At 45.8% G+C, this 22600-nt stretch carries 18 protein-coding genes and 1 pseudogene; 2 read left to right on the plus strand and 17 right to left on the minus strand.

Translation table 11 applies throughout. From position 1 onward, the window contains the following. Positions 1-87: 87 nt before the first annotated feature. Positions 88-553: pseudogene (locus OI18_RS15175) on the minus strand (transposase); the annotation flags it as partial. A gap of 148 nt (positions 554-701) precedes the next feature. Between OI18_RS15175 and OI18_RS15180 the strand changes: the two are divergent. Continuing rightward, on the plus strand, positions 702-884 hold the full coding sequence (locus tag OI18_RS15180) for a hypothetical protein (RefSeq protein ID WP_152616841.1): 183 nt from the start codon (positions 702-704) through the stop codon (positions 882-884). A gap of 112 nt (positions 885-996) precedes the next feature. On the opposite strand, the gene OI18_RS15185 is transcribed toward OI18_RS15180, so the two are convergent. The 5 genes from OI18_RS15185 to OI18_RS15205 all read right to left on the minus strand — a co-directional run bounded on the left by OI18_RS15185 (position 997) and on the right by OI18_RS15205 (position 6583). Then, positions 997-1302: a hypothetical protein gene (locus tag OI18_RS15185; protein ID WP_152616842.1), complete on the minus strand. Its 306-nt coding sequence runs from the start codon at positions 1300-1302 to the stop codon at positions 997-999. Positions 1303-1390: 88 nt separating this feature from the next. Then, positions 1391-2359, minus strand: a complete 969-nt coding sequence (locus tag OI18_RS15190; RefSeq protein WP_039141257.1) for an RHS repeat domain-containing protein — start codon at positions 2357-2359, stop codon at positions 1391-1393. Between the two features lie 15 nt (positions 2360-2374). Continuing rightward, positions 2375-3010, minus strand: a complete 636-nt coding sequence (locus tag OI18_RS15195) for a hypothetical protein (RefSeq protein ID WP_152616844.1) — start codon at positions 3008-3010, stop codon at positions 2375-2377. 96 nt (positions 3011-3106) lie between these two features. Next, positions 3107-5911 (minus strand): RHS repeat-associated core domain-containing protein, encoded by a 2805-nt coding sequence (locus OI18_RS15200; protein ID WP_205410056.1) that lies wholly within the window; start codon positions 5909-5911, stop codon positions 3107-3109. Positions 5912-6013: 102 nt separating this feature from the next. After that, positions 6014-6583: a hypothetical protein gene (locus tag OI18_RS15205; protein WP_052273269.1), complete on the minus strand. Its 570-nt coding sequence runs from the start codon at positions 6581-6583 to the stop codon at positions 6014-6016. Between the two features lie 394 nt (positions 6584-6977). Between OI18_RS15205 and OI18_RS23875 the strand changes: the two genes are divergently transcribed. After that, positions 6978-7340 (plus strand): LytR/AlgR family response regulator transcription factor, encoded by a 363-nt coding sequence (locus tag OI18_RS23875; protein WP_052273270.1) that lies wholly within the window; start codon positions 6978-6980, stop codon positions 7338-7340. Positions 7341-7432: 92 nt separating this feature from the next. Here the strand turns inward: OI18_RS23875 and OI18_RS15215 are convergent, their stop codons facing one another. The 11 genes from OI18_RS15215 to OI18_RS15265 all read right to left on the minus strand — a co-directional run bounded on the left by OI18_RS15215 (position 7433) and on the right by OI18_RS15265 (position 22350). Continuing rightward, a complete protein-coding gene (locus tag OI18_RS15215; protein WP_039141265.1) occupies positions 7433-8680 on the minus strand; it encodes a sulfate adenylyltransferase subunit 1 in 1248 nt (415 codons plus the stop codon). A gap of 21 nt (positions 8681-8701) precedes the next feature. Continuing rightward, a complete protein-coding gene (locus tag OI18_RS15220; RefSeq protein WP_039141267.1) occupies positions 8702-10192 on the minus strand; it encodes a TSUP family transporter in 1491 nt (496 codons plus the stop codon). Positions 10193-10222: 30 nt separating this feature from the next. Then, positions 10223-13153, minus strand: a complete 2931-nt coding sequence (locus OI18_RS15225; RefSeq protein WP_039141270.1) for a TonB-dependent receptor — start codon at positions 13151-13153, stop codon at positions 10223-10225. A 102-nt stretch (positions 13154-13255) separates the two neighbouring features. Then, on the minus strand, positions 13256-14167 hold the full coding sequence (cysD, locus tag OI18_RS15230) for a sulfate adenylyltransferase subunit CysD (RefSeq protein WP_205410057.1): 912 nt from the start codon (positions 14165-14167) through the stop codon (positions 13256-13258). Between the two features lie 33 nt (positions 14168-14200). Next, entirely contained in the window at positions 14201-14902 is a 702-nt protein-coding gene (locus OI18_RS15235; protein WP_240312780.1) for a phosphoadenylyl-sulfate reductase, read from the minus strand. A 21-nt stretch (positions 14903-14923) separates the two neighbouring features. Next, complete coding sequence (gene cysK, locus OI18_RS15240; RefSeq protein WP_039141274.1) at positions 14924-15835, minus strand: cysteine synthase A; 912 nt, start codon at positions 15833-15835, stop codon at positions 14924-14926. 33 nt (positions 15836-15868) lie between these two features. Then, positions 15869-16681, minus strand: coding sequence for a serine O-acetyltransferase EpsC (epsC, locus tag OI18_RS15245; protein ID WP_039141276.1), 813 nt, complete (start codon positions 16679-16681; stop codon positions 15869-15871). Between the two features lie 11 nt (positions 16682-16692). Further along, on the minus strand, positions 16693-17490 hold the full coding sequence (gene cobA, locus OI18_RS15250; protein ID WP_039141279.1) for a uroporphyrinogen-III C-methyltransferase: 798 nt from the start codon (positions 17488-17490) through the stop codon (positions 16693-16695). A 23-nt stretch (positions 17491-17513) separates the two neighbouring features. Then, positions 17514-18749, minus strand: a complete 1236-nt coding sequence (gene hemA, locus OI18_RS15255) for a glutamyl-tRNA reductase (RefSeq protein ID WP_039141280.1) — start codon at positions 18747-18749, stop codon at positions 17514-17516. Positions 18750-18751: 2 nt separating this feature from the next. Next, complete coding sequence (gene cysI, locus OI18_RS15260; RefSeq protein WP_039141282.1) at positions 18752-20470, minus strand: assimilatory sulfite reductase (NADPH) hemoprotein subunit; 1719 nt, start codon at positions 20468-20470, stop codon at positions 18752-18754. Positions 20471-20493: 23 nt separating this feature from the next. Further along, the gene (locus tag OI18_RS15265) at positions 20494-22350 is read right to left on the minus strand and encodes an assimilatory sulfite reductase (NADPH) flavoprotein subunit (RefSeq protein ID WP_039141283.1); all 1857 of its coding nucleotides are present in this window, start codon (positions 22348-22350) and stop codon (positions 20494-20496) included. Positions 22351-22600 lie beyond the last annotated feature (250 nt).

Below are 22600 nucleotides of genomic sequence, written 5' to 3' on the forward strand. Positions count from 1 at the left end.
AAACTAAACTAAAAAGGCCAAAAGTAAAAAAGTTCGCGGATTTACGTCGGATGTGTTTGATAAATTGTGTCTGTAATCAAAATTCGATAGGTTCAATTTTAACCGGTCGCCGAAAATAATCATCAGCTTAGCCAAGGTCTTATTCCAGTTAATACAGGTTTGTTCTAGTATATGTTCCTGAACCAGGAACAGTTTTCATGAGACCCTCTTCAGGCTGGAATGCTCCTTTTGATTTGGTAATCGTTCGCAGTTGTCGATGGAATCCTTCAATGATATTGGTGGTATACTTGATCCGACGAATATCCCGGTTGTACTGGAAATAGTTGGATAAAATCAGCCAGTTTCTTCGCCAGGATTCGATCACTTTGGGATATCGGTCGCCCCAATTCTTTTCCAACAGATCCAGGTTACGTTCTGCCTGTTCTTTGGTAGTGGCCCGGTAGATAGCTTGCAGATCCTTCAGGAATTGCTTGACATCTTTCCAAGAAAGGTATTTCTGTGCGTTTCTTACCAGGTGGACAACGTAGAGCTGGACTTCTGTTTTTGGAAACAATTGATAACTCTAAACCCCGTGGCCGGAAAGTGGGGAAGCCTACAGCAGCACTTGCGCAAAGCGCCCTTAACGGCACGCCTTTTTACCTGATTTGGGGAGATCAATACCGAAGCGCGAAGAAGAACAGGCCAGCAAATTATCGGCCCTGATGAGCGCGTTTCAACTGTTGCTTTCTGTCGATGCTATTAACGACATCGATCAGGGCGTAGAATATTATAACAGATTATCCGATGGGCTGGGCTTTGAGTTTGCCGATACCATCGACCGCTATTTTATCAAGATCCAGCAACTACCCTCTGCTTCAGCTATCCGATACGACCGGTGCGCGTGAAGCCGGTCGATACTTTTCCATTCACGATTCACTATACCATCGCGGATACACAGATTATAATTCTGCGAGTGTTTAATACTTATCAGAAGCCAGTCAGATAACTACACCCCTTTTACAACTTCCCAGGCTTGAAAAATGCTACTGCAAAAATTAATAAGAAAGATATCGAAACATAAATGGCAACAATCACATTCCCCTTAATTCTTTCATTTTTGCTTTCTTGAGAATACTTATCAAGTATATGCTCGCGTTTATCCTTTCGGTAATAACTCATTGCAGCAATAATCAATAATATAGCAAATACTCCACCTGTCACAGTACTTGAAAACAAAAAAGGAAAAACATCCATCTTAGCCAAAAAAGCATTCAGCACTAAAACGTTGACACTTATTAGCCCCCCTAAATAAACAGGTGCCATAAAGTGTGGAATCGCGTTTAAAGAGGACTTTAATGTCGCCTGATACAACTTGTAATACAAATAATCAAACATTTTACTTAGATCTTTTTTACCATTTCTTATCAATCCAATTATATAAGTCATCACCCCATATCATGTCTGCAACACCAATTCCTAGTGAAACACCCCACCCAAATACAGGAATCCAGGCGGACCCAATCGCAGCTCCTTGAACCAATAGCCTTGTAGCATTTCCTGCGGTCGGCTCATTAATTAGCTTAACGCCAGCTGTCCCAACTCCAACAACTGCACCTGCGACACCTACACCCTTTAAAACATTTCCTACCGGATTCGCCAATTTACCTAAATCATCTACAGCGTTTACACCTTTTGTAGCAGCTGCTTCCACTAATCCCGCTTGCAAACTAACAGCGCCAGCAATATCATTAATATTGTTTAACAAATCTGGATTAGCTGCTTTACTCACATCTATACCTCCACCAGAAGAGGTTTGAGATGGTTCTGTATTTGCAGGATCCGCTTTAGTGATCGCAGGTTTTAAATCCGAAACAGGCGTAGCCGTTCCATCGGAATTTAATTTGTATGTCGTCCGCTTGTCGCCTTCATTGATGTAGCCATTTTCCTGATATCCCTCTTTTCCCGCATAAGAAGCATTGGAACCACCTTTTTTCTCCGCATAGGCCTCAGCAGATTTCTGATCGGTTACGCTTTTATCAAAATCAACATGCTTATCGCCATTCGCATCTGTATACCTCACCCAATCGGTGGGTGCCATTCCATCCGGATCAATAAAACGAAGTGGATTATCAAAAGCATAATTGTAAGGAGAGAACCTGCGCATTTGATCCGCTTTGGGATCTATTGTATGCCATCTACCTATTTGGGGATCGTAATTTCTTGCACCGAAGTCATATAACTCTAACCCGCCGCCATCACTAAACTCTTTAATGTTAAGTTCTTTCCCATTATACTTGAACTTATTCTCTAGCTTCCCCATCGCCTTAGAACTGATTCCTGCCATCGTCAACCCGAACGGATAATGATTCTTGTTCTCCAAAACACATGTTGCTACCTAGAATGATTTTTTTAAAAATAGCTCCATACCCTTGTCTTCTCCGAGCCAGCAGTACGAAGAACCGGTCAAAGGAAGAATGATATTTTTAAAATCTGTTTTGGCATTCTCCTTATACCACCTTGTGTAAATATCATACACCTCACTCACTACTTTCGGATTTGTATTTAATTGTTCACCAGTAACCCGGCTTATCAATGCCGGCTTAATTGGCGGCAACCCCTGTGTAAGCATTCTCGTAAAAGAATATAAAGCCTCCACCTCAACTGTGAACCCTTTTATGCCTTCCGGGGAAACCATATGTGAACCTGCTTTAAATCTGTATCGCTTATTGCTTGTATTTGTATCGCCACGATAGGTTAAATACTCACCAAGAAGTTTTATTTGTTCCTCCCTTACGTATTTAGATCGGCCAATAATATCGCGATCATCGATAGACATTGGTATAAGTTCATTAGTGTCTGGAAGAACTTGTTTTACTTCAATGTGCATTCCATAATTCCCCTTAGAAGTATCTAATTCTGTTTTGTATAAAAAATGATTGGATTGTTGTTGCTTTGTCTGGGAGATGCTTCGGTTACAGCTTAGCATAAAACAAGTATATAAAAGGCATAGTATGTTTGCAAATATTTTCATATTGCTTATTTGGCTTTTTTCTTGTAATAATTTCTTGTCATTGAACTAGCAGGCTTTCCATCAACAGCTCTATGAACTTATACTCGAAGGGGAGGCTTATTCGGCCTTTCTTCTTTCGTTGCGGAACAAGCTTACTACTTTATGCACGGAACCAGTACCATTGTAATTAGTTACTTGATCAATGCTTTGATTCTTTTTCGTCCTTAGAACATCGTCTTTATGGGTGTATTTATCTGTGCCAGGCTGGTTTGTTGCAGAATGATACGGTTCTTTGTCAATCCCCTCTGCAGGACCAACAGTTACTACATCATGCTTTTCTTGCTGCTTAGGGTCATTACCAGTATCAGAACCAACTTTGTCATATTCATCATTCAAAATCAATCCCGCATTTTCTCCATTAATTACAAATTGTCCATCGCCAAATGTTAAGCCATTACAATTACTTATTGGGTCGAATCCATATTCCTTTGCCACTTTCGGATCTATGATGTTGATTGCATCCCCCCCATCAATTGATAAGGTAGCACCTACAACTTTTTCAACCGAAACTGCATTTCCTTTATCTGTTTTAATTGTGCCGGATTCTGCTGTTGTCGTAACAGTATACGTTTTTCCTCCGCTTTCAAAGGTTGATGTATAAGTTTTATTCTCGGCGTCCTTATTCTTGGTATAAATAATATTGCCATCGGCATCTCTTTCAATCATTCCATCGGGATCAATGAACCGTAGGGGATTATTATAAGCATATCTGTAGGGAGACCATCTTCTGTCTTCATCAGCTTTGGGGTCAATTGCATGCCACCTACCTATTTGGGGGTCGTAGTTTCGTGCTCCGAAGTCATACATCTCAAGCCCAGAGCCATCAGAGAACTCCTTTTCTTGTTTCTCTTTCCCTCCAAATTCAAACTTATTATCAAGCTTCCCCATCGCCTTAGAACTGATTCCTGCCATCGTCAACCCGAATGGATAGTAATGCGTCTCTTCCAGTAACCTCCCCTTTTCATGCGTAAGTTTAAAGTTATCAAAATAAACCAATTCATCACTTTCGTTGCTAAAGTAAATATAAACATATCCATTTTTACCTGCCGTTATGGCACTGGCTCCAATTTTACTTAAAGTTGATTTTACGTTTGGTGAATACCCAACAGGCACAACCGTACTATTGGTGTCATCGTATTTAAACTGGTCATCAAAGAATAAAATATTCAGGTACGCTTTGGGAGCATTGTTCGATCCGCTGGTGTTGTTTGGTGTATTTAAAATTGATATTAAAGTGCCCGTATTTTGAAGGTTTGACGTAACTGTACTAACACCTTCTTTAATTATGCCTGATACCGCTGAACTGGCCGACAGGGCAGATCCGAATTGGGCAACGAGGCTCGCAATGCCATTTGCGCCGGAGTTATTCGCATTTACGACTGTATAGAAATAGTCCACCTGTGTGTGTATCTTGTCTCCCGACATAACTTTTAGGAGTTTGGCGGCTCCGATCGAACCGGTACTTTTCCGGGCAAGGCCTGCATATGAGCCATTTGTTCCACTGGTACCGAATGCGCCAGGCCGGGTTTGCCTCACAGCAGTTACGTTTAGGGATTGGCCGGATTTGTTTTCCCAGATAGCATTTTGGTCATTCACCTGCTGCGTACCTGCTGTTCCTTCAAACGTCAGATCCGTATATGGAACGGTACTCAACTCCTCAGTTAATACCGCACGAACGTTTCCAAGGTGGTCCTTAAGAAAATAATCGAAGTCAAGTTTTCCTGTTGAGGCTGTCAGCGGGGTATACCTGAACCTTCCCTCTTCATGAGTAATCAATTGCAGCTCGTCCTGGTAAGTACGGATCGAAGGGTCAGCGATGGAAATTGTCTTCGTCTCATATATAACTCCGCCATAGTAGGTTGTTGTAACGGTAATGGTTTTACCGGATACAGTATTATCAATTGTGACCTTACGCAATTTATTTCCGGTCGCGTCGTATGTATAACTTATGGAACCTTTTCCGGTAACTGTAATAGCATTGGGTAAGTTCAGGTGATTGTAACCTATGGTGCCAAGTCCCTTATTAAGATCATATTTTAGGTTTCCATTGGCGTCATAATCATAGTCGATATTTCCCCCATTTGCCCCATCATTAAAATCACCAAGTTTAGTGTTTGGATCGGAGTTTTGATCAACCACTTTATCCAGCCTGTTACTCTTGTTAACCAATTTGTAATCATAAACCAGGTTATCAATAATAGTCGAGCCGCCAATTTTAAACCCTTTCTGCCTCATGGTTTCAATGTTGCCATTGGCGTCGTAAGTCAGGTTGTCTACGCTGTAGTCAATACCAGCCGTCAAATTGTATGAACCGCCTGTTTGCTGCCCAAACACTGCTCCCGTAAGCCTGTTTACATTGTCATAGGAAAAAGTGTACCGCCGCAACTGGCGGTCACCTTCGCTTTGCCATGTTGCTTCACTGATATTTCCATTGAAGTTGCTATTTGCCGCCCCCTGGCTACTTTTATCATAAGTAAGCTCCATGCCGAAATACTGCCGGTTATTTGTACTTCCTAAAAACCCTTTGTTAATCGAAAGCAGCCAATTCCGGACATTATATTCATTGTCCAACTTCGCTAACTCATTTTGGGTGGAATTTGGATCAGTACCCAGCTTTTTCCCTTTTAATCGTCCGAGGGCATCATAAGTATGGCGACTAACATTTTTAAATGCAGGCATCGCCCCGCCATTTACATAGGAGTGTTGAACTTTCTTGTCAACGGCTTCCAGCCGCCAGAGATTATCGTAGGTCATTTTAGTCACGATCACTGTCTCCTGTGTCGCACTTCCTTTATGTTGCTGCCTGAGTACTGTTATAAGCGGTTGCCCACTCCAACTATATTGCGTAGTTGTAATATCCAACCCACCTGTAAGATTTTCCGTAATACTCTGTATTATCCGACCCTTCTCGTCATAATGCAATAGAGAAAATATCCCCCGGCTGCAGTCCGGGGGATTTCCAAATTAAAGGCTGTGCATCATCCTCCCTTCATTACCGGGGATATCCTTAGCCGTTACGCTGATACTGCTGCCAGCGAGGGCCAGATTGGACGCTACTGTGGTATAGGTCCATTTATTCCGGTTGATCGGGTTAAGAATAGCATAGCCTTCTTCCACCAGTTCCCCTGTTGCAGTATGAATACTTACGAAGACTTCAGCCACTCTGAAATCATCTTTGGTTTTAACTACAATCTGAGTTCCGGCAACACCGGTGTATTTACCGGCATCGATGCTTTTCACCACCGGGGCTTTCAGGTAATCGCGGAATGCTGCGTTATAGGCCGTTTTACCTGAAGGGAGATTCCTTTCATACTCTGCCCTTAGTTCAGGGTCAGCAATTGCGCCCTGGGCATATTCTGAGGCTTCTCCAAACCGCTCACGGACTCTTACCTGTCCCTCCGTGGGTTCTGCATCTTTATCAACTTTTGGCAATTTTGCTATATAGGTATCCTCGCCTCTTTTCTTGTAGACGAATTGGTTACCCATTTTACCTCTCGCTTCCTTTACGAGAAGGTTTTCGGTAATTCTCGACATTGGATTCTTTTTTAAAATGATTAAAAATTTTATTACTTTTTCCAATCGCTTCAGAAGGAAAGCCCCGGCGGGGTCACACTTCCCGCTTCAGCCTGTGTGACTCTTCTTAAGCGATTAAAAACCAAAATTAATCAGCAATATCTCACGATTTTTAAGCTTGTGGCGACGGCATGGTAACCCTGGGGCGATGGTATGATAAGTCTGGGGTGAATGTAGTTTGCAGGGGACCTAAAATGGATAGGAACAGTCGACGGCACATCCGTAAACCATGTATTAACCATGTATCAATCATGTATCATCCCTTCTGTAGCAGGCTATTTGATACATGGATAAAGCATGGTTAATACATGGTTAATGCAAGGTTCAGTAATGACTAATTTAAAACCCCACTTATATGAGCCAAAACTACTTTTTAGCCAGGACCGGAGGATTCCTGAAAAGAATAAACTACGACGACATTCATTATTTGGAAACAGCAGACAACTACACGAAAGTGTATACTTCAAATGGCTACGTTTCTGTGCGTATAACTTTTAAACAAGCGCTGGAGGATTTAAAGGAAAGACGATTTGTGCAGGTTCACCGTTGCTATGCCGTTTCTGTTGATAATATCGACCTCATTACCGGCGAAAATATCACCCTTTTATCTGACCCGGAAAATCCTATGCCTTATAACCCAAAGTATCTTAATGCCCTGCTTAAACATGTTAAAGTCCTGGGACCACAATTTGACCTGAATGATGAAGCAGAGGATTAGCAAGGTAAAGACATAATAACTATCAGGCATAAACGAAAAAAGCGCCCCCGTGTTCGGAGGGCGCCATATTTTCAATTTTAAATTTTTTCATGTTAACTTATAAAACCAACACCCACCGTGCTGTTGCTACCTTCGTCTATCAGGATAAAAGTTCCGTTGTTCCTGTTTGAAGCATATGAATCAGCAATAACCGGACGCGCCGTCTTCACTGAAATATAGCCGATCTCATTAAGACCTATCTCTTCAACGCCGTCTATTGTCTGGTAGTCAAGAACGTTGATGCTGCTGAAAAGGTTGGTGACTTTCGCCTTGACCCTGTTGCTGCCGTGTTGCAGAAGATAATTTTTGCCGGCCTTTAGCGGTGTATGGTCAAGCCAGCAGACCTGCGCGGAAATTTCTTTCAGCGGTTCAGGCTGCTGCTCTTTCTTCACGAGCATGTCGCCCCGGCTCAGGTCTATTTCACTGGAAAGTGTTACCACGACACTATCACCGGACTCGGCCTCTTCTATTTCTTCTTCGAAGCGATGAATGCCGGCTATGGTAGATTCCTGCAATGAAGGCATAGCCACCACCACATCACCTTTCCTGAAAACGCCGCTCGAAAGTTTGCCGGCAAATCCACGGAAGTCGTGCCACTGTTCTGATCTAGGCCGGATCACATACTGTACCGGGAAGCGTGCTGGCAGTTGATTCTCCTGCGAATGCCATTCGATGTTTTCAAGGAACTCGAGAATGGATGGTCCTTCGAACCAGGGCATCTGCTTTGACCTTACCGCGATATTGTCGCCATATAGTGATGATGCAGGGATAAACTGGATATGCTGATCCTTGTAATTCGCTTTGCTGAAAAGTTCCTGGAACTGCTCCTTAACGACCTCGAACTGTTGTTCCGTGTAATTTACCAGGTCCATCTTATTGATACAAACTATCACATAAGGGATCCGCAGCAGCTGCGTAATATAAAAATGGCGGTGTGTCTGTTCAACAATGCCGTTACGTGCATCGATAAGGATAATGGCTACCTGCGCATTGCTTGCACCTGTGATCATGTTGCGGGTATACTCGAAGTGACCCGGCGTGTCAGCAATGATGTATTTCCTTTTAGGAGTTGAAAAATAGATGTGCGCCACATCGATAGTGATGCCCTGTTCCCTTTCTGCAATCAATCCATCGGTAAGCAGGGAAAGATCGGTATAATCTACCCCCCTGCGTTTACTGGCCCTTTCAATGGCTTCCAGTTTGTCCTGTGTAATACTGTTGGTTTCATAAAGCAGTCTTCCAATCAGGGTACTTTTTCCATCGTCCACACTTCCTGCTGTTGCAATTCTTACAATATCCATTTTACAATATTAATTAATTATTTAAGCAATTGATTTTACGATGAGGCGGATGCTCCAGATCATTACAATGATGCCCACTCCTATCATCATTGTTTTGGCGGGCAGCTTACCGGCGAGCTTAGCCGAAATCGGCGCTGCAGCGCTTCCACCTATCAGTAATCCTATAACTACGGGCCAGTGGCCAATACCGGCGGTGAAAAAGAAGGTTGCAGCACTTGCCATGGTAATAAAAAATTCGGTAAGGCTTACAGTACCGATAGTGTATCGCGGACTGCGGCCTTTTGAAATCAGTGTACTGGTAACAATCGGCCCCCAGCCTCCGCCGCCGAATGAATCCAGGAATCCACCTGCCCATGCCAGCCAGCCCACATTTTTGATCTTCTTGTTGTTCATGGCTGATAACTGGAATGCCCGGCTGAAGATCTTGAACCCCAGGAACATGGCATACAATGCAATGATAGGCATGAGCCAGTTTCCGGCGTGTTCACCAAGAAGTACCAGTAGGGCCGCTCCTAATATGGCGCCGAGAATTCCGGGGATCACCAGGTGCCTGAACAACTTGCGGTTAACGTTGCCAAAACGATAGTGACTATAACCTGATACACCGGCAGAGAAGATCTCGGAGGTATGAATGGCCGCGCTTACCGAAACCGGGTTCACACCTGCGGAAATGAGACAGGTAGCCGAGGTAACTCCGTAGCCCATTCCAAGCAGTCCGTCTACCAGCTGCGCAAGAAAACCTGCAAGCATAAACAACAGGAACTGGGTGTTGATATATTCTTTCCCGGTTGCCCAGAGTTCGCCAAGTGGTGGCAAAGGAACAGAAGAGAAGATGATATGGCCGACAATCATTGCTGTAAACAGCCAGATAAGTCGTGTAGCGATCTTCTTCCACTTCTTTTCAGCATTAACGACACGGGGATGGTTATTAGCAACGAGGACGCCGGTTATTTCATTCAGTTTTTTGACTTTGTCGGCCAGGTTTCCGTTCATGCGTAACCGAAGTTCCTGCATGTTGTCGAGCACCTGGTCCATTTCAGGGGGAATTGATTCATTCAGTAATTCTTTCAGGCGTTTCGCAACGGTAGGTGATTTACCATTGGTGCTGATAGCAATCTTGAGGTCACCTTTATTCACTATACTACCGAGGTAGAAGTCGCAGAGCTCCGGTGTATCAGCAATATTGGCCAGTACCCCGGAAGCTTCGGCAGCGGCTTTCACATCGGCATTAAGTGCTTTGTCATTGGTTGCCGCAATCACCATATCTTTTTCTGCAAGGTCTGAAGGCTCAAAGGCTTTCTGTACCAGCAGCAACCCCTCATGGTGTGTAGCCATTGCAGTAATGGCATCGCTGATCTCAATAGCAACAAGCGTAATCTTTGCTCCTGGAGCCGAGCGTAGCAAGGAGTTCAGTTTTTCCTCACCAACATAGCCGCCCCCGACTACCAGCACCCGAAGCTGGTCCAGCTTCAGGAAAACAGGATAAAGATTATTTGTGGCCTTGGTTGACATGTTCCTGGTTTATTTAGATACAGTGATAAATTATTTTGCGACCTGTTGGTTTTTACTGAACAATCCGTCAAGTACAACTGTGGTGTAATATAATCCGCCGATTGTCGGACCAGCAGCATACTGGATATATTTTTTATTGAAAACATTTGCTCCGCCTACTTTAACCGTGGCTTTCAGCGCCGGAATACGGTAAGTGATCTGTGCGTCTGTTGTATGGAAACTGGGCACTGTTCCATTTGCAAGTGGACTTTCCCAGAGGAAAGAGGACTGCCATTTCCAGACAATATTGAAGCCCAGGTTCTTAATGACTTCCCTGTTGCCCAGTGCCATATTAAAAGACCATTTTGGCGTATTGAAAGCTGTAACAAATACATCTGATTCCTTATTGGTCTTGATATCATTATAGCTGACGTTCCCTGAAACAGAAAACTTTTTGTAGAACCGGTAGGTAACCGCCAGTGCTGACCCGTAATTACGGTAGGTATTTTTTGCATTGGTAAATACCCTGTACCTGGTCTGCTTTGAACGGTTGGCGGCCAACATATCCAGGACGGCAGCATCCGAACCAACAGTTCCGGAATTTGGAACTGAAACTTCTACCTGGCCCAGGAAACCTGTATAGGTATTGTGATAGAAATCCAGGTCTACGAAGATCCTGCCATCCAGGTAAACGCCCTTATAGCCGGTCTCAAATGACACGATCCTTTCCGGCTGGGTCGGATCCAGGGCTGTAACTTCAAGCAGGTCCCTGTTCTTTAACGCGGCGTCATTGGAATTCATTCCACTATTGACATCCTTATTAACTGCCGCATTAAATGTATTCACCGAAGCGAGAGTATAGGAATTGTCGAGATAGCCGAGTCCTTCGTTGATATAAGATAAACCTCCTACCCTTCTTACGTTTCCATTATTAACAAAGGACAATGCTTCAAACAGGGCCGGAAACCGGAACCCGTTTTGTACGGCGAACCGGAAATTGTGTTCGTCTTTAGGACTATACACCACAGCCGCACGTGGATTGAATTTTGGCTTGAATTCAAGGTTGTGATCAAATCTCAGCGATGCAAATATTTTGAGTTTATCATTGAAGAAGGATTTTGTCACTTGTGTGAAGAATCCATATTTCTTATAATAAACGTTTGATCCGAAGTCGCTTGAATCGGGCACTTTACCGTTTACTTCAACGGGCTTATTCCGATCTTCAATTGGCCTGCTGAAATCAACAAAATTATTCCCGTCAGGAATCACTTCATAAATGCGCACGTCACCACCTACCAGCACGTTGAACCATTTTACCTTATTGCTCAGATCCCATTGCGCATCTGTATGATACATCCGGCTTTTCTGAAGCAGCCATGCACCACCTGTGGCAGGCGCTCCGGCGATGCCGGCGTTTTTATGATCCCAGTTGTTGATGCCGATAATGGTATTCTTTAACTGTTCGAATTCCGGTGTTCCGGCTTCCACCCTACCCTGGTCGGCAAACTGGCGCGCCAGTTTCATTGCCGTGGCAAGATCAACCCCGTTATTAAGGGACTCTTGCAGGTTCAATTTGAATTTATCGCGCCAGGCATTGTTGGACAGGTTGGTCAGGTCAAGGTTGTCAGACAATGGCTTCAGGTTATATGAGTCTCCCGTATTCTCAACTGACACATACGATTTAACCTGGAAATTTTTTCCCTTGATATCAAGATGATGATTCTGTACTATCACATCGTTGAGCTGGATCTTATTCCCCCGTTGGAATACCCCATCCATTTTTCCCACCCTGTATCCATAAGCGAGTTCAAGAGAAGGATTTACGCGGTAATGGAAAGCCGCGTCGGCCTTGATATTTTCAACTATGGGATTTACCAGGTCTTTTTCCCAATAACCCGTTCTGCGCACGAGAAAAGTAGCGGGTGCGCCTTTGTACCGGACACCGCTGACGGTGACAGCATTATTATTTTCATCACCATACCTGTTCCAGGCGTCATAGGCTGCATTGTTTTCGCCATTCAGTTCCGGGTATGCGGGATTGGCAGTGTTCTTATCATTCGGGTTCTGGTCAGTCGTACTACTGGAGAGCCAGTCGGTTCCGCGCATGTAACTGAAGTTCACTTTGAACGCGAATTTCTGGTTGAAGGCTTTTGCAAAGCGGATAGCCGATTCCGTTAGTATGCCGGCATCACGCCCGGTACCACCAACATGGTTCACGCCGGTTTTCTGGTATAAGCTTAAACCCTGGTGCTGAAAAGGACTTTTTGTAATCAGGTTTGCCATGCCATTGATGGCGTTCATACCATATAATGCAGAGGCAGCGCCGGGTGTAACTTCCACGCTGGCGATGTCGAGCTCGGTGGGACCAATAGCATTGCCAAGCGGAACGCCAAGCGTTGCGGCCTGCATGTCGACCCCATCAACCATTTGCATGAAACGGAAGTTGTTAGGGATATTGAAGCCACGTGCATTCGGGATTTTAAAAGTCAGTGACGACGTAGTAAGCTGAATTCCCTTCAGGTTCCCCAGCGCATCGTAAAAAGAAGGCGCCGGAGTTTCTTTGAGTGCGCGGATATCGAGTTTCTCGATGGTTACCGGCGACCTGAGCAGTCGTTCGTTCTGCCTGCTTGCCGTAACAACCACTTCGTTGGCAATCATACTCTGGCTGAAGAGTTGTATGGAAACTTTATCGTTGATCGAACGCAGTGTTACTTCCTTTGGTGCAAAGCCGATGGCGCTGAACTGGAGGGTAAATGGGAATGGCTTGTTGCCAACGATCTTAAATACGCCGGTGCTGTCAGTCATTGACCCGAACTTGCTGTCCAGGATCAGGACGGAAACCCTTTCCAGGGGGTTACCCTGGTCATCCGTTACTTTACCGGAGATCACAAAAGAGCCGTTGAGCTGGGCAACTGCCTGAATTTTTGATATTGTTACCAGGATAGCCAGGAGACACCCATATTTGATTTGCCTGATCCTCATTTTTTTGTTTTTCGATGATTCCTTTTTTTCAATCGCACTACTACTCTAGTTTTTTACTAGAATATTTCATTAAAAAAAATCAGAACCGGGATACTCCCACTATCAGAAGTATCCCTCTTTTTTCCTTTGTTCCATGGCAGCTTCGCTTCGTTTGTCGTCTATCCTTGCTCCTCTTTCAGAGATCTTTGCTGAAAGGATTTCGCGGATAATATCATCGATATTATTTGCAGTGGAAGCAACAGCAGCAGTACAGGTCATATCACCAACCGTGCGGAAGCGAACAATTTCTTCAAACGGTACTTCTTCTTCTGTAGTGTTGAGGAATTCACTGTGAGGCCAGATCATTCCGTCCCTTTCAATTACATTTCTTTTATGCGTATAATAAATTGAGGGTATGGCTATTCCTTCTTCCTTGATGTAGGTCCAAACATCAAGTTCGGTCCAGTTGCTTATCGGGAAAACGCGGACATTCTCTCCCAGGTTGATCTTTCCATTGAGCACGTCGAACAGTTCGGGCCTTTGTTTTTTCGGATTCCACTGCCCGAAATCATCCCGTACGGAAAAGATCCTTTCCTTGGCGCGGGCCTTCTCTTCATCTCTCCTGGCTCCGCCGATACAGGCGTCGAATTTGAATTCCTCGATAGCATCGAGCAGGGTAACGGTCTGTAACACGTTCCTGCTGGCGTATTTGCCGGTTTCCTCTTTCACTTTTCCAGCATCAATACTATCCTGCACATAGCGTACGATCAGTTCTGCTCCTGTTTCCCTTACGAGCCAGTCACGGAACTCGATTGTTTCAGGAAAGTTATGACCTGTATCCACGTGCAGCAGAGGGAACGGGATCTTGCCTGGCCAGAAAGCTTTTTGTGCGAGTCTGACCAGTGTAATAGAGTCTTTTCCACCGCTGAATAATAATGCAGGCTTTTCAAACTGCGCAGCAACTTCCCGCATGATATAGATGCTCTCATCTTCTAACATTCTCGGAAATGCGGGTATTGTTGTTGTTATCGACATACTACTTCAACTTTTCTTCTTTGTTATAAAAATTTATTTGGCGGATTCGTGGTGGAGGCCGCATTCTTTCTGGGATGCTTCCCACCACCACCTTCCGGCCCTGATATCTTCGCCCGGCTCAATCGCCCTGGTACATGGCGCGCAACCGATACTCGGAAATCCTTTATCATGCAGCGCATTGTAGGGTATATTCTGTTCTTCTATAAAGGCCAGCATCTGTTCCAGGGTCCAGTCAAGCAACGGGTTAACCTTGATCAGCTGGTGGGCTTCATCCCATTCAGCGAACGGCAGGTTGTGCCTGTTTTCACTCTGTTCTGCCCTGAGCCCGGTCACCCACACTTTTGCGCCCTTCAATGCCCGGTTAAGAGGTTCAACCTTGCGGATAAAACAGCATTCTTTCCTGTTTTCAACAGACTCGTAAAAACTATTGGCACCTTTTTCAGCCACCATTGCTTCAACCCTGGCCGCATCCGGAAAGAAAACCCTGATGCCTACCTTATACCTGGCCGAAGTGCGATCGAGCAGGTCATATGATTCCTGGAAAAGCCGACCGGTATCCAGCGTAAAAATGTTTACCGGCAGCTGCTGTCGCGCGACCAGGTGAGTGATCACCTGGTCTTCCTGGCCCAGTGAGCTGGAAAACACAACACCTTCAGGAAACAGGCTGCTGATGTGCGCCAGCCTTTCAGCAGCAGTCATCTGTGCAAGGGCGGTATTCAATTCAAAAAGATCCAAAACGCTTTGCTTTAATATTGATTAATACAATCCATCGATGGACAGGTATCTCTCACCTGTATCATAGTTGAAAGTAAGAACAGTACTGCCTTCCGGAATTTCAGCCAGTTTCTTGGAAACTGCTGCGAGAGCAGCACCGCTTGAAATCCCCATGAAGATGCCTTCTTCTTTTGCAGCCCGCTGTGCGAAATTGAAAGATTCATCCTTTCCGACAGCGATGATGCCATCAATTACATCCTTGTTATAAATACCAGGTACGAAGCCGGCACCGATTCCCTGGATTGGATGGGGTGAGGGAGAGCCGCCACTGAGTACGGGTGACAGTTCCGGTTCAACCGCAAATACTTTCAGGTTAGGGAATTTCTCTTTTAGTATTTCAGCGCAACCTGTGATGTGACCGCCGGTTCCGACGCCTGTAATCAGGTAATCGATACCGTTAGGAAAATCGTTCAGGATCTCCTGGGCTGTAGTGCGGCGATGCACTTCAGTGTTAGCAGGGTTATCGAACTGCTGGGGCATCCATCCGTGGGGAGTAGCGGCAACAAGTTCTTTTGCTTTTTCGATCGCGCCTTTCATGCCTTTCTCGCGGGGAGTAAGTTCAAAGCTGGCACCATAGAGGCTCATCAGCCTTCTTCTTTCTATGCTCATGCTTTCAGGCATAACCAGGATGAGCTTATATCCTTTAACCGCGGCTACCATTGCGAGACCGATACCGGTGTTGCCGGAAGTGGGCTCGATGATGACACTGTCTTTATGGAGAATCCCTTTCTGTTCAGCGTCTTCAATCATGGCCAGGGCGATCCTGTCCTTGATACTGGCACCCGGATTGTTCCTTTCCAGTTTTACATAAACATTGTGGGAATTGCCAAAAATGCGGTTCACCCGTACGTGGGGTGTGTTTCCAATTGTTTCGAGAATGTTTGAAGCAACCATATGTTTTGTTTGAGGTGAGGGGTTTCAGGTTAATTAAATGACCCAGTTCAATGGTTCAGCAAAATCCTTTTTGTTTTTAACTGTGATTATCGGCTGGTGATATACTACACTTTGTGGTGGTACGCTTTCAACTATAAAGCAGTTACCGCCTATAATGCTGTCGCGCCCGATTACTGTCTTGCCACCAAGAATCGTACTGTTCGCGTATACGATAACGTTATCTTCAATTGTCGGATGTCTTTTCACTTCCGCTTCTTCTTTCTTTACCGCCAGCGCCCCTATTGTTACACCCTGGTAGATCTTCACATTCCTGCCCAGTACGGAAGTTTCCCCGATAACCACTCCGGTTCCATGGTCAATCATAAAAGGTACGCCTATGGTAGCTCCGGGATGAATGTCTATCCCGGTTATGGAATGCGCCCACTCTGAAATGATCCGGGGTACCAGAGGTACCTGAAGCCGGTAAAGCACGTGTGCTACGCGATAAGCGGTAACAGCCATAAACCCCGGGTATGTCAGTACAACTTCTTCTAAAGATTTTGCAGCAGGGTCGAATTGCTGAAGCGCACGGGCATCTTCCATCAGGTGTTCTTTAATGCCCTCGAGCGAAGAAAAAAACAGGTCATTCACACTTTCCTTATCCAGTTTGTATGTCTGGTTGAATGCAAACAAAATTTCCAGCAACTGGTTCTTCAGGTTGTCGAGTTTTTTCCTGTGACGTGCTTCATAGGTCCTTTCATTCTCCACTACCGGGAACAGGTAATCGACCAGGTCCTGCGCGAAATCGATCACCTGCTTTTTCTTCGGAACCGAAGAACTCAGTATATAGCCGTGTATCAATGTCATATCCAATGTTTTCACGCGATCTGCTGTTTGAATTGTTTTTGAATATCAGCAAACCAGTCAAGCTCCTGGTGATACCGTACTACGTCTCCAACTATGATCAACGCAGGGGTACCGACGGCGGCAGCTGCGACCTGGTCATTTATTTCAGACAAAATACCTGAAATAACGCGTTGATGCAATAGCGTGCCGTTCTCCACAACGGCGACAGGAGTATGTGGTGATTTGCCTGCTGCAACGAGGTTTTCGGTTATCAGCTGAAGGTTTTTCACACCCATATAAAACACAATCGTGCCTTCAAAAGCTGCCAGCATTTTCCAGTCGAAATTCAAGCCTTTTGTGCTACCCTTTTTGGTATGGCCGGTTACAAACAGGACCATCTGCGATGCATCCCGATGTGTAAGCGGAATGCCTGAGTATGCACCTGCTGCAAGGCTGCTGGTAACGCCGGGTATGATCTCAAAGGAAATACCGTTTTCTTTAAGGAAAGATGCTTCCTCTGCTCCCCTTCCGAAGATCAGTGGATCGCCGCCTTTCAGCCTGACTACCTGTTTTCCCAGCTTTGCATGTTCAACCATAGTCTCGTTAATCGTTTCCTGGGTAACAACCGAACAATAAGGCATTTTTCCCACAGAGATCCTGAGTGCATCGGGGCGTGCCCAGGACAGGATCTCGGGATTCACGAGATTGTCGTAAAGGATCACGTCTGCCAGTTCCACAACGGCTTTTGCCCGGAGGGTTACAAGATTGACGTCACCCGGTCCGGCTCCCGTGATATACACTTTTCCATATTGTCCGTTTACTGCATTCATGTTAATCCGGCGTTGTGATATATTCAGTTCAATTGTTCGTATGGTTCAACATTTGCGAGCAGCTTCGACCATTTATTCCAATCGGCACCGTCCTTTTGCTGCTGGCGGATGGACCAGGCAAGCTGGCGCAGAATGTTGGCAGACAACTCCTCGCCGAAACGGGAAAGAGTCGCACTGTCAACTTCGGGATGCTTCTCCGCATAATCCCTGACCTGTCTTTCCTTAAGTTGTTGCATCAGCAATTTCCATTGCTGCAACGTCTTTCCGATCCACTGGTCTTCCTTCCATGTGGCAAGTTCAGACATTGCTGACCAGATCAGTTGCATCGCATCATCGATCGCTTCTTTTCTTTTCTCCAGTGTCTCTTTGCGGATGGCTGCAATATGACTCAGGTTATACACATAGTTATTTGCATTCTCGGCAGTGTCTGCAACCTGGAAAGGCATGGACAGGTCTACAACCAGGCGCTTTGCTGAAGGTGCAGTTCTTTCTGCCCCATAATTCAAAAGCGGTTCCTTATTGCGGATTGCCACCATAACAACCGAAGATGTCCGGTAACTGTGTTCAAGCTGGTCGGTAGTAACTACGTTTAATCCCAGTTTCACGGCCAGCTTCCTTGCTTTTATCGTACTCCTGTTCCAGATGCTGATGTTACTGAAACCTTTGTTCACCAGGATCTCCGCAACCAAGGCTCCGGTTTCCCCGGCGCCCAGTATCAGCACGCCATTGCTGCTTTCAGCAGGATACTCAGTCACAAAAGATCCGGCAAGTGCAACTGCGATGGATGCAATGGACTGGTGGCCTTTATTTATATCTGTCAGGTTCCGGATACTCTTACCTGTTTCAAATGCTTTATGGAAAATCCTGTTCAGCCATGGTGAGGTAAGGTTTGCCGTTACCGCATTTTTATAAGCCAGTTTCAACTGACCAAGAACCTGGTCTTCACCTGTGACAGCCGAATCCAAACCGGCAGCTACTTTCAGCAGGTGCAGGATTGCTTCATCTTCAGTATATATATAAAACCCTTCTGTCTTTTCGGTCAGCCCGAACTGTTGGAGCATCAGCCTTTCCGCCCTCTTCCTGCAATGCACGGGTATATCTGCATATATTTCAACACGATTGCAGGTACTCACCCAAACTATACCGGTAAAGGCGCCTGAGATCGAATTGCCTGACGCAGCCTCTTCTGCAAGACCGGCATATTTTGCCAGCATGTCGAAGCCTGCGCTGTAATAACTTATGCCTGCAACTGCTATCATACTCAGTTATGATGAAAGTCAGATGATGAATAATTATGCCTGATCAGTTCCTTTCTCACCAGGTAATCCCCGAAATGTTCGTCGGGATTGCGTTCTTTCGCATATTGACCAAGAATAGGATCAAGCGTTTCCAGGATCTCTTCTTCATTTAGTGCTTCCCTGTATAGTACATTCATCCTGTCGCCATTAAAGGATGCGCCAAGGTAAAGATTATATTTACCGGGAGCCCTGCCTACAAAACCTATTTCGCCAAGGTAAGGGCGACCGCAACCGTTCGGGCATCCGGTCATCCGGATGGTGATAGGTTGCTCTCCGATACCATGGTTATCCATTAATACATGGATTTTATCAATCAGGGAAGGAAGATAACGTTCTGCTTCGCTGTTTGCAAGTGGACAAAGATTCAATGCCACGCAGGCAATGGAATGCTGGTGCAGGCTGCTCACTTCCTGGTGGGCAGTAAGTCCGTATTCATCCAGTAACTGCTGTACCAGCGGCTTCTGCTCCTCTGAAACATTCCCGATCACCACATTCTGGTTCCCCGTGAGGCGGAAATCTCCACCTTCGAGCATGTCTGCGATTGCCCTCAAGCCTTTACGTAACTGGAAGCGTTCTGTATCTTTCACGCGTCCGCCCTCGATGTATAGCGTATTGTACCACCTGCCATTCACACCCTGGATCCAGCCATAGCTGTCACCATTCGTTGTAAAGACAAATGGCTTTGCCGGTTCAAGTTCGTAACCAAGCCTGCGGTGCAGTTCTTCCTTCACAAAGTCCAGTCCCACACGATCTATAGTATACTTGAATCTTGAGTTCTTCCTGTTTTCCCTGTTACCGTAGTCCCGCTGGATGGTAACCAGCTTTTCGCATACATCGGGCACATTTTCGGTTGGGATAAAACCGATCACATTGCCAATGCGGGGATACGTGCTTTCGTCACCGAAAGTCATTCCCATTCCACCACCAATGGTAACATTGAAACCGAGTAACTGGCCATTATCTTCAATGGCGATGAGGCCGACATCGTGAGCATAAACGTCCGTATCGTTGTAGGGAGGAATGGCAAAAGTGATCTTGAATTTGCGGGGAAGATAGGTTTTGCCGTAAATCGGCTCTTCCACCGGTGCTTCTTCATCCGGGCCAACCACCTGGTCTTCATTCACCCATATTTTATAGTACGCCGTAGTTTTCGGTGTCAGGTGATCGCTTACTCTTCGCGTCACTTCCTGGACAGCGTCATGAACGGCAGATGTGTGCGGGTTCACCGTATTCATCACGTTCCGGTTAACGTCGCCACAGGCCGCAATGGAGTTCAACAGGGAAGCATTTATCTCCTTGATCGTCTGCTTCAGGTTGTGTTTATAGATATTGTGCAGCTCAAAGGCCTGGCGGGTCGTGAGCTTCAGAGTTGGCATACCATATTTTGTGGCCAGGTCGTCAATCACCTGCCACTGTTGCGGAGTGGCAATTCCACCCGGCACCCTCACGCGGATCATAAAGGAATAAAGCGGTTCGAGCTTCTGTCCTTTTCTTTCCTTATCCAGCTCCCTGTCACTTTGTACATAGCTGCCATGGAATTTGATGAGCTGCTGATCCTGTGCATACAGGTTACCGGTAACTTCATCCTTGAGGCTATCCTGGATAGTACCCTCGAGGTACTTGCTTTTCTCCTTTATATGTTCAACTTCGCTGAGTTTGGATTTATCCTGGTTCAGAGACATAATTCAATCCGTTTGTGGTTTAATCAATATACATCTTCCTGGTACCTGCCGGTCTTCACCAGTTGTTTTACATATTCCGTGGCTTCTTCCTGGCTGAGCCGGCCTTGTTCGCTGACAATATTAATAAGCGTTTGCTTAACATCCTTTGCCATTCTTTTGGCATCGCCGCACACATAAAAATGTGAACCGCCCTGGATCCATTCGTACAGTTCGGCTGCATGTTGCTGCATCCTGTGCTGTACATAAAGCTTTTCCTTACCATCGCGGGAAAACGCGGTATTCATGCGAGTCAGGGCACCCTGTTTCAGAAAACGCTGCCATTCAGTCTGGTAGAGGAAATCTGTTGTGAAGTGCTGGTCGCCGAAGAACAGCCAGGTGTTACCCGAAGCGGAGGTTTCAGCCCGCTCTTCAACAAACGCCCTGAATGGGGCGATACCTGTACCCGGACCAACCATGATCACGCCGGTGTCGCCATTTTCCGGCAAGCGGAATGATTCATTTGTTTCGATGAAAACCGGAACCTGGGTACCGATCTCCAGGCGGTCGGAAATAAAGTTAGATGCCACCCCGCGGTGTTTACGGCGGTTTGTTTCATATTCCACGCGACTCACGGTGATGTGTACTTCATCGGGATGAGCCTGGAATGAACTTGAGATGGAATAAAGCCGCGGCTGCAACTGCAATACGATATTCGCCAGTTGGTCGGCGCTGATATTGGCCGGGAATTGCTGAAGTATATCCCATACATCACGACCATATACAAACGAAGAAAGGGATTGCTTGTCGTTGAGTATATTCTTCAACGCATGCGCATCAGCAGGATCATTGATGTAAGGCAGGTAAGCTGTAAGGAATGAACCGCTAATTGTGGTTAACTCGGCCTTCTGCTTAAAGAAATCCGTGAGCGTATATGGGGTATCCTTAAAGACGATGGTTGCGGCGGCATCCCATTTTTTAAATCGGATCAGGCCTTCAACAAAAGAAGCTTCGTTTTCCACCCAGAGGCCTACTGTATCACCTGGCTGGTAGCTCAGTCCGCTTTCTTCCAGTGAAAGTTCAAGATGGTAGGTTTCCTTGGCGGAGCCCCTGCCATTGAGTTTGATCTTTTCCAGCACGGTCGCCTTGAAGGGATTTTTGCGGGTGTATTGAACTGCAGGTTTGGCAGCAGGAATGGTTCCGTTAACAGACGGATGGCCATTGGAAGCTGCTTTATCCGTTGATGTGCCAAATGTTTCCTGGAGTTTGGAAAGAACTGCATCTGTCCATACTTCCGCGGTTTCTTCAAAGTCAACATCCGCTTCCACCCTGTCGAGCAAACGTGTCGCCTGCAGTGTACCCAGGCGGCTATCGAAGTCGCGCCCGGTCTGGCAATAACTCGCATAGCTTTTATCGCCGAGTGCGAGCACTGCGAAACGGGTATCTTTCAGTTGCGGTGCCTTACGGTTATTGATAAAAGCATGCAGGTCTTCGGCAGCAGGCGGAGGATCTCCTTCACCATGTGTACTAACGATAACAAGAAGCCATTTTTCATCCTTCAGGCGGGCACCCTGGTACTGGTTCATGTCCTGCAGCACTGCAGTAAACCCGCGTGCGATCAGTTTGTCGTGAAGGTTTTTGGCTACTTTTTTACTGTTGCCGCTTTTGGAACCAAACAGGACGGTAATGGAATCCTGCGATGACAGAGGTTCGGTGGTAAGTGATTCATGGGTAACCGGGATGCGGTTAATCAACTGTAACAGCTGTTGGTTGCTGTGCTGGAGGCCGGTAAGATAGCCTGCCAGCCATTGCAGCTGCTGGGTGGAAAATTTTTGGATCAATTCCTGCACCTGTTCCTGTTCCTTCTTTGAAAACAGGCCGGCAGGCAGGGCTAAACTCGCCATACTCATTACAGTGGTTTTATAAAAATGCCCTTCAATCGGAAGGGCGCTTACTAAAATTCGTTGGTCTACAGTGAAACGCCACCCGTTATACGCGCTTTGCAACAACAACTAAAACGTATGGTGGACCGTCTCATAAGACAAATTTAATAATATATCTCATAACTCCTATAATATTACTAGGAATTTTTAGCAGCGTAAACAAGTAGCTGAAAATCAATCAAAATACTATTAAATATTAGATTAAAGTGAC

This window comes from Flavihumibacter solisilvae (assembly GCF_000814475.1).
In the GTDB taxonomy this organism is placed as follows: domain Bacteria; phylum Bacteroidota; class Bacteroidia; order Chitinophagales; family Chitinophagaceae; genus Flavihumibacter; species Flavihumibacter solisilvae.

Excerpts from the sequence above, each read along its gene's own strand:
- cysD (WP_205410057.1), bottom strand. The coding sequence starts at position 14,167 with ATGTCGATAACAACAACAATACCCGCATTTCCGAGAATGTTAGAAGAT.
- cysK (WP_039141274.1), bottom strand. The coding sequence starts at position 15,835 with ATGGTTGCTTCAAACATTCTCGAAACAATTGGAAACACACCCCACGTA.
- cysI (WP_039141282.1), bottom strand. The coding sequence starts at position 20,470 with ATGTCTCTGAACCAGGATAAATCCAAACTCAGCGAAGTTGAACATATA.
- OI18_RS15225 (WP_039141270.1), bottom strand. The coding sequence starts at position 13,153 with ATGAGGATCAGGCAAATCAAATATGGGTGTCTCCTGGCTATCCTGGTA.
- epsC (WP_039141276.1), bottom strand. The coding sequence starts at position 16,681 with ATGACATTGATACACGGCTATATACTGAGTTCTTCGGTTCCGAAGAAA.
- OI18_RS15265 (WP_039141283.1), bottom strand. The coding sequence starts at position 22,350 with ATGGCGAGTTTAGCCCTGCCTGCCGGCCTGTTTTCAAAGAAGGAACAG.
- hemA (WP_039141280.1), bottom strand. The coding sequence starts at position 18,749 with ATGATAGCAGTTGCAGGCATAAGTTATTACAGCGCAGGCTTCGACATG.
- cobA (WP_039141279.1), bottom strand. The coding sequence starts at position 17,490 with ATGAATGCAGTAAACGGACAATATGGAAAAGTGTATATCACGGGAGCC.
- OI18_RS15220 (WP_039141267.1), bottom strand. The coding sequence starts at position 10,192 with ATGTCAACCAAGGCCACAAATAATCTTTATCCTGTTTTCCTGAAGCTG.
- OI18_RS15180 (WP_152616841.1), top strand. The coding sequence starts at position 702 with ATGAGCGCGTTTCAACTGTTGCTTTCTGTCGATGCTATTAACGACATC.
- OI18_RS15185 (WP_152616842.1), bottom strand. The coding sequence starts at position 1,302 with ATGGCACCTGTTTATTTAGGGGGGCTAATAAGTGTCAACGTTTTAGTG.
- OI18_RS15195 (WP_152616844.1), bottom strand. The coding sequence starts at position 3,010 with ATGAAAATATTTGCAAACATACTATGCCTTTTATATACTTGTTTTATG.
- OI18_RS23875 (WP_052273270.1), top strand. The coding sequence starts at position 6,978 with ATGAGCCAAAACTACTTTTTAGCCAGGACCGGAGGATTCCTGAAAAGA.
- OI18_RS15215 (WP_039141265.1), bottom strand. The coding sequence starts at position 8,680 with ATGGATATTGTAAGAATTGCAACAGCAGGAAGTGTGGACGATGGAAAA.
- OI18_RS15205 (WP_052273269.1), bottom strand. The coding sequence starts at position 6,583 with ATGTCGAGAATTACCGAAAACCTTCTCGTAAAGGAAGCGAGAGGTAAA.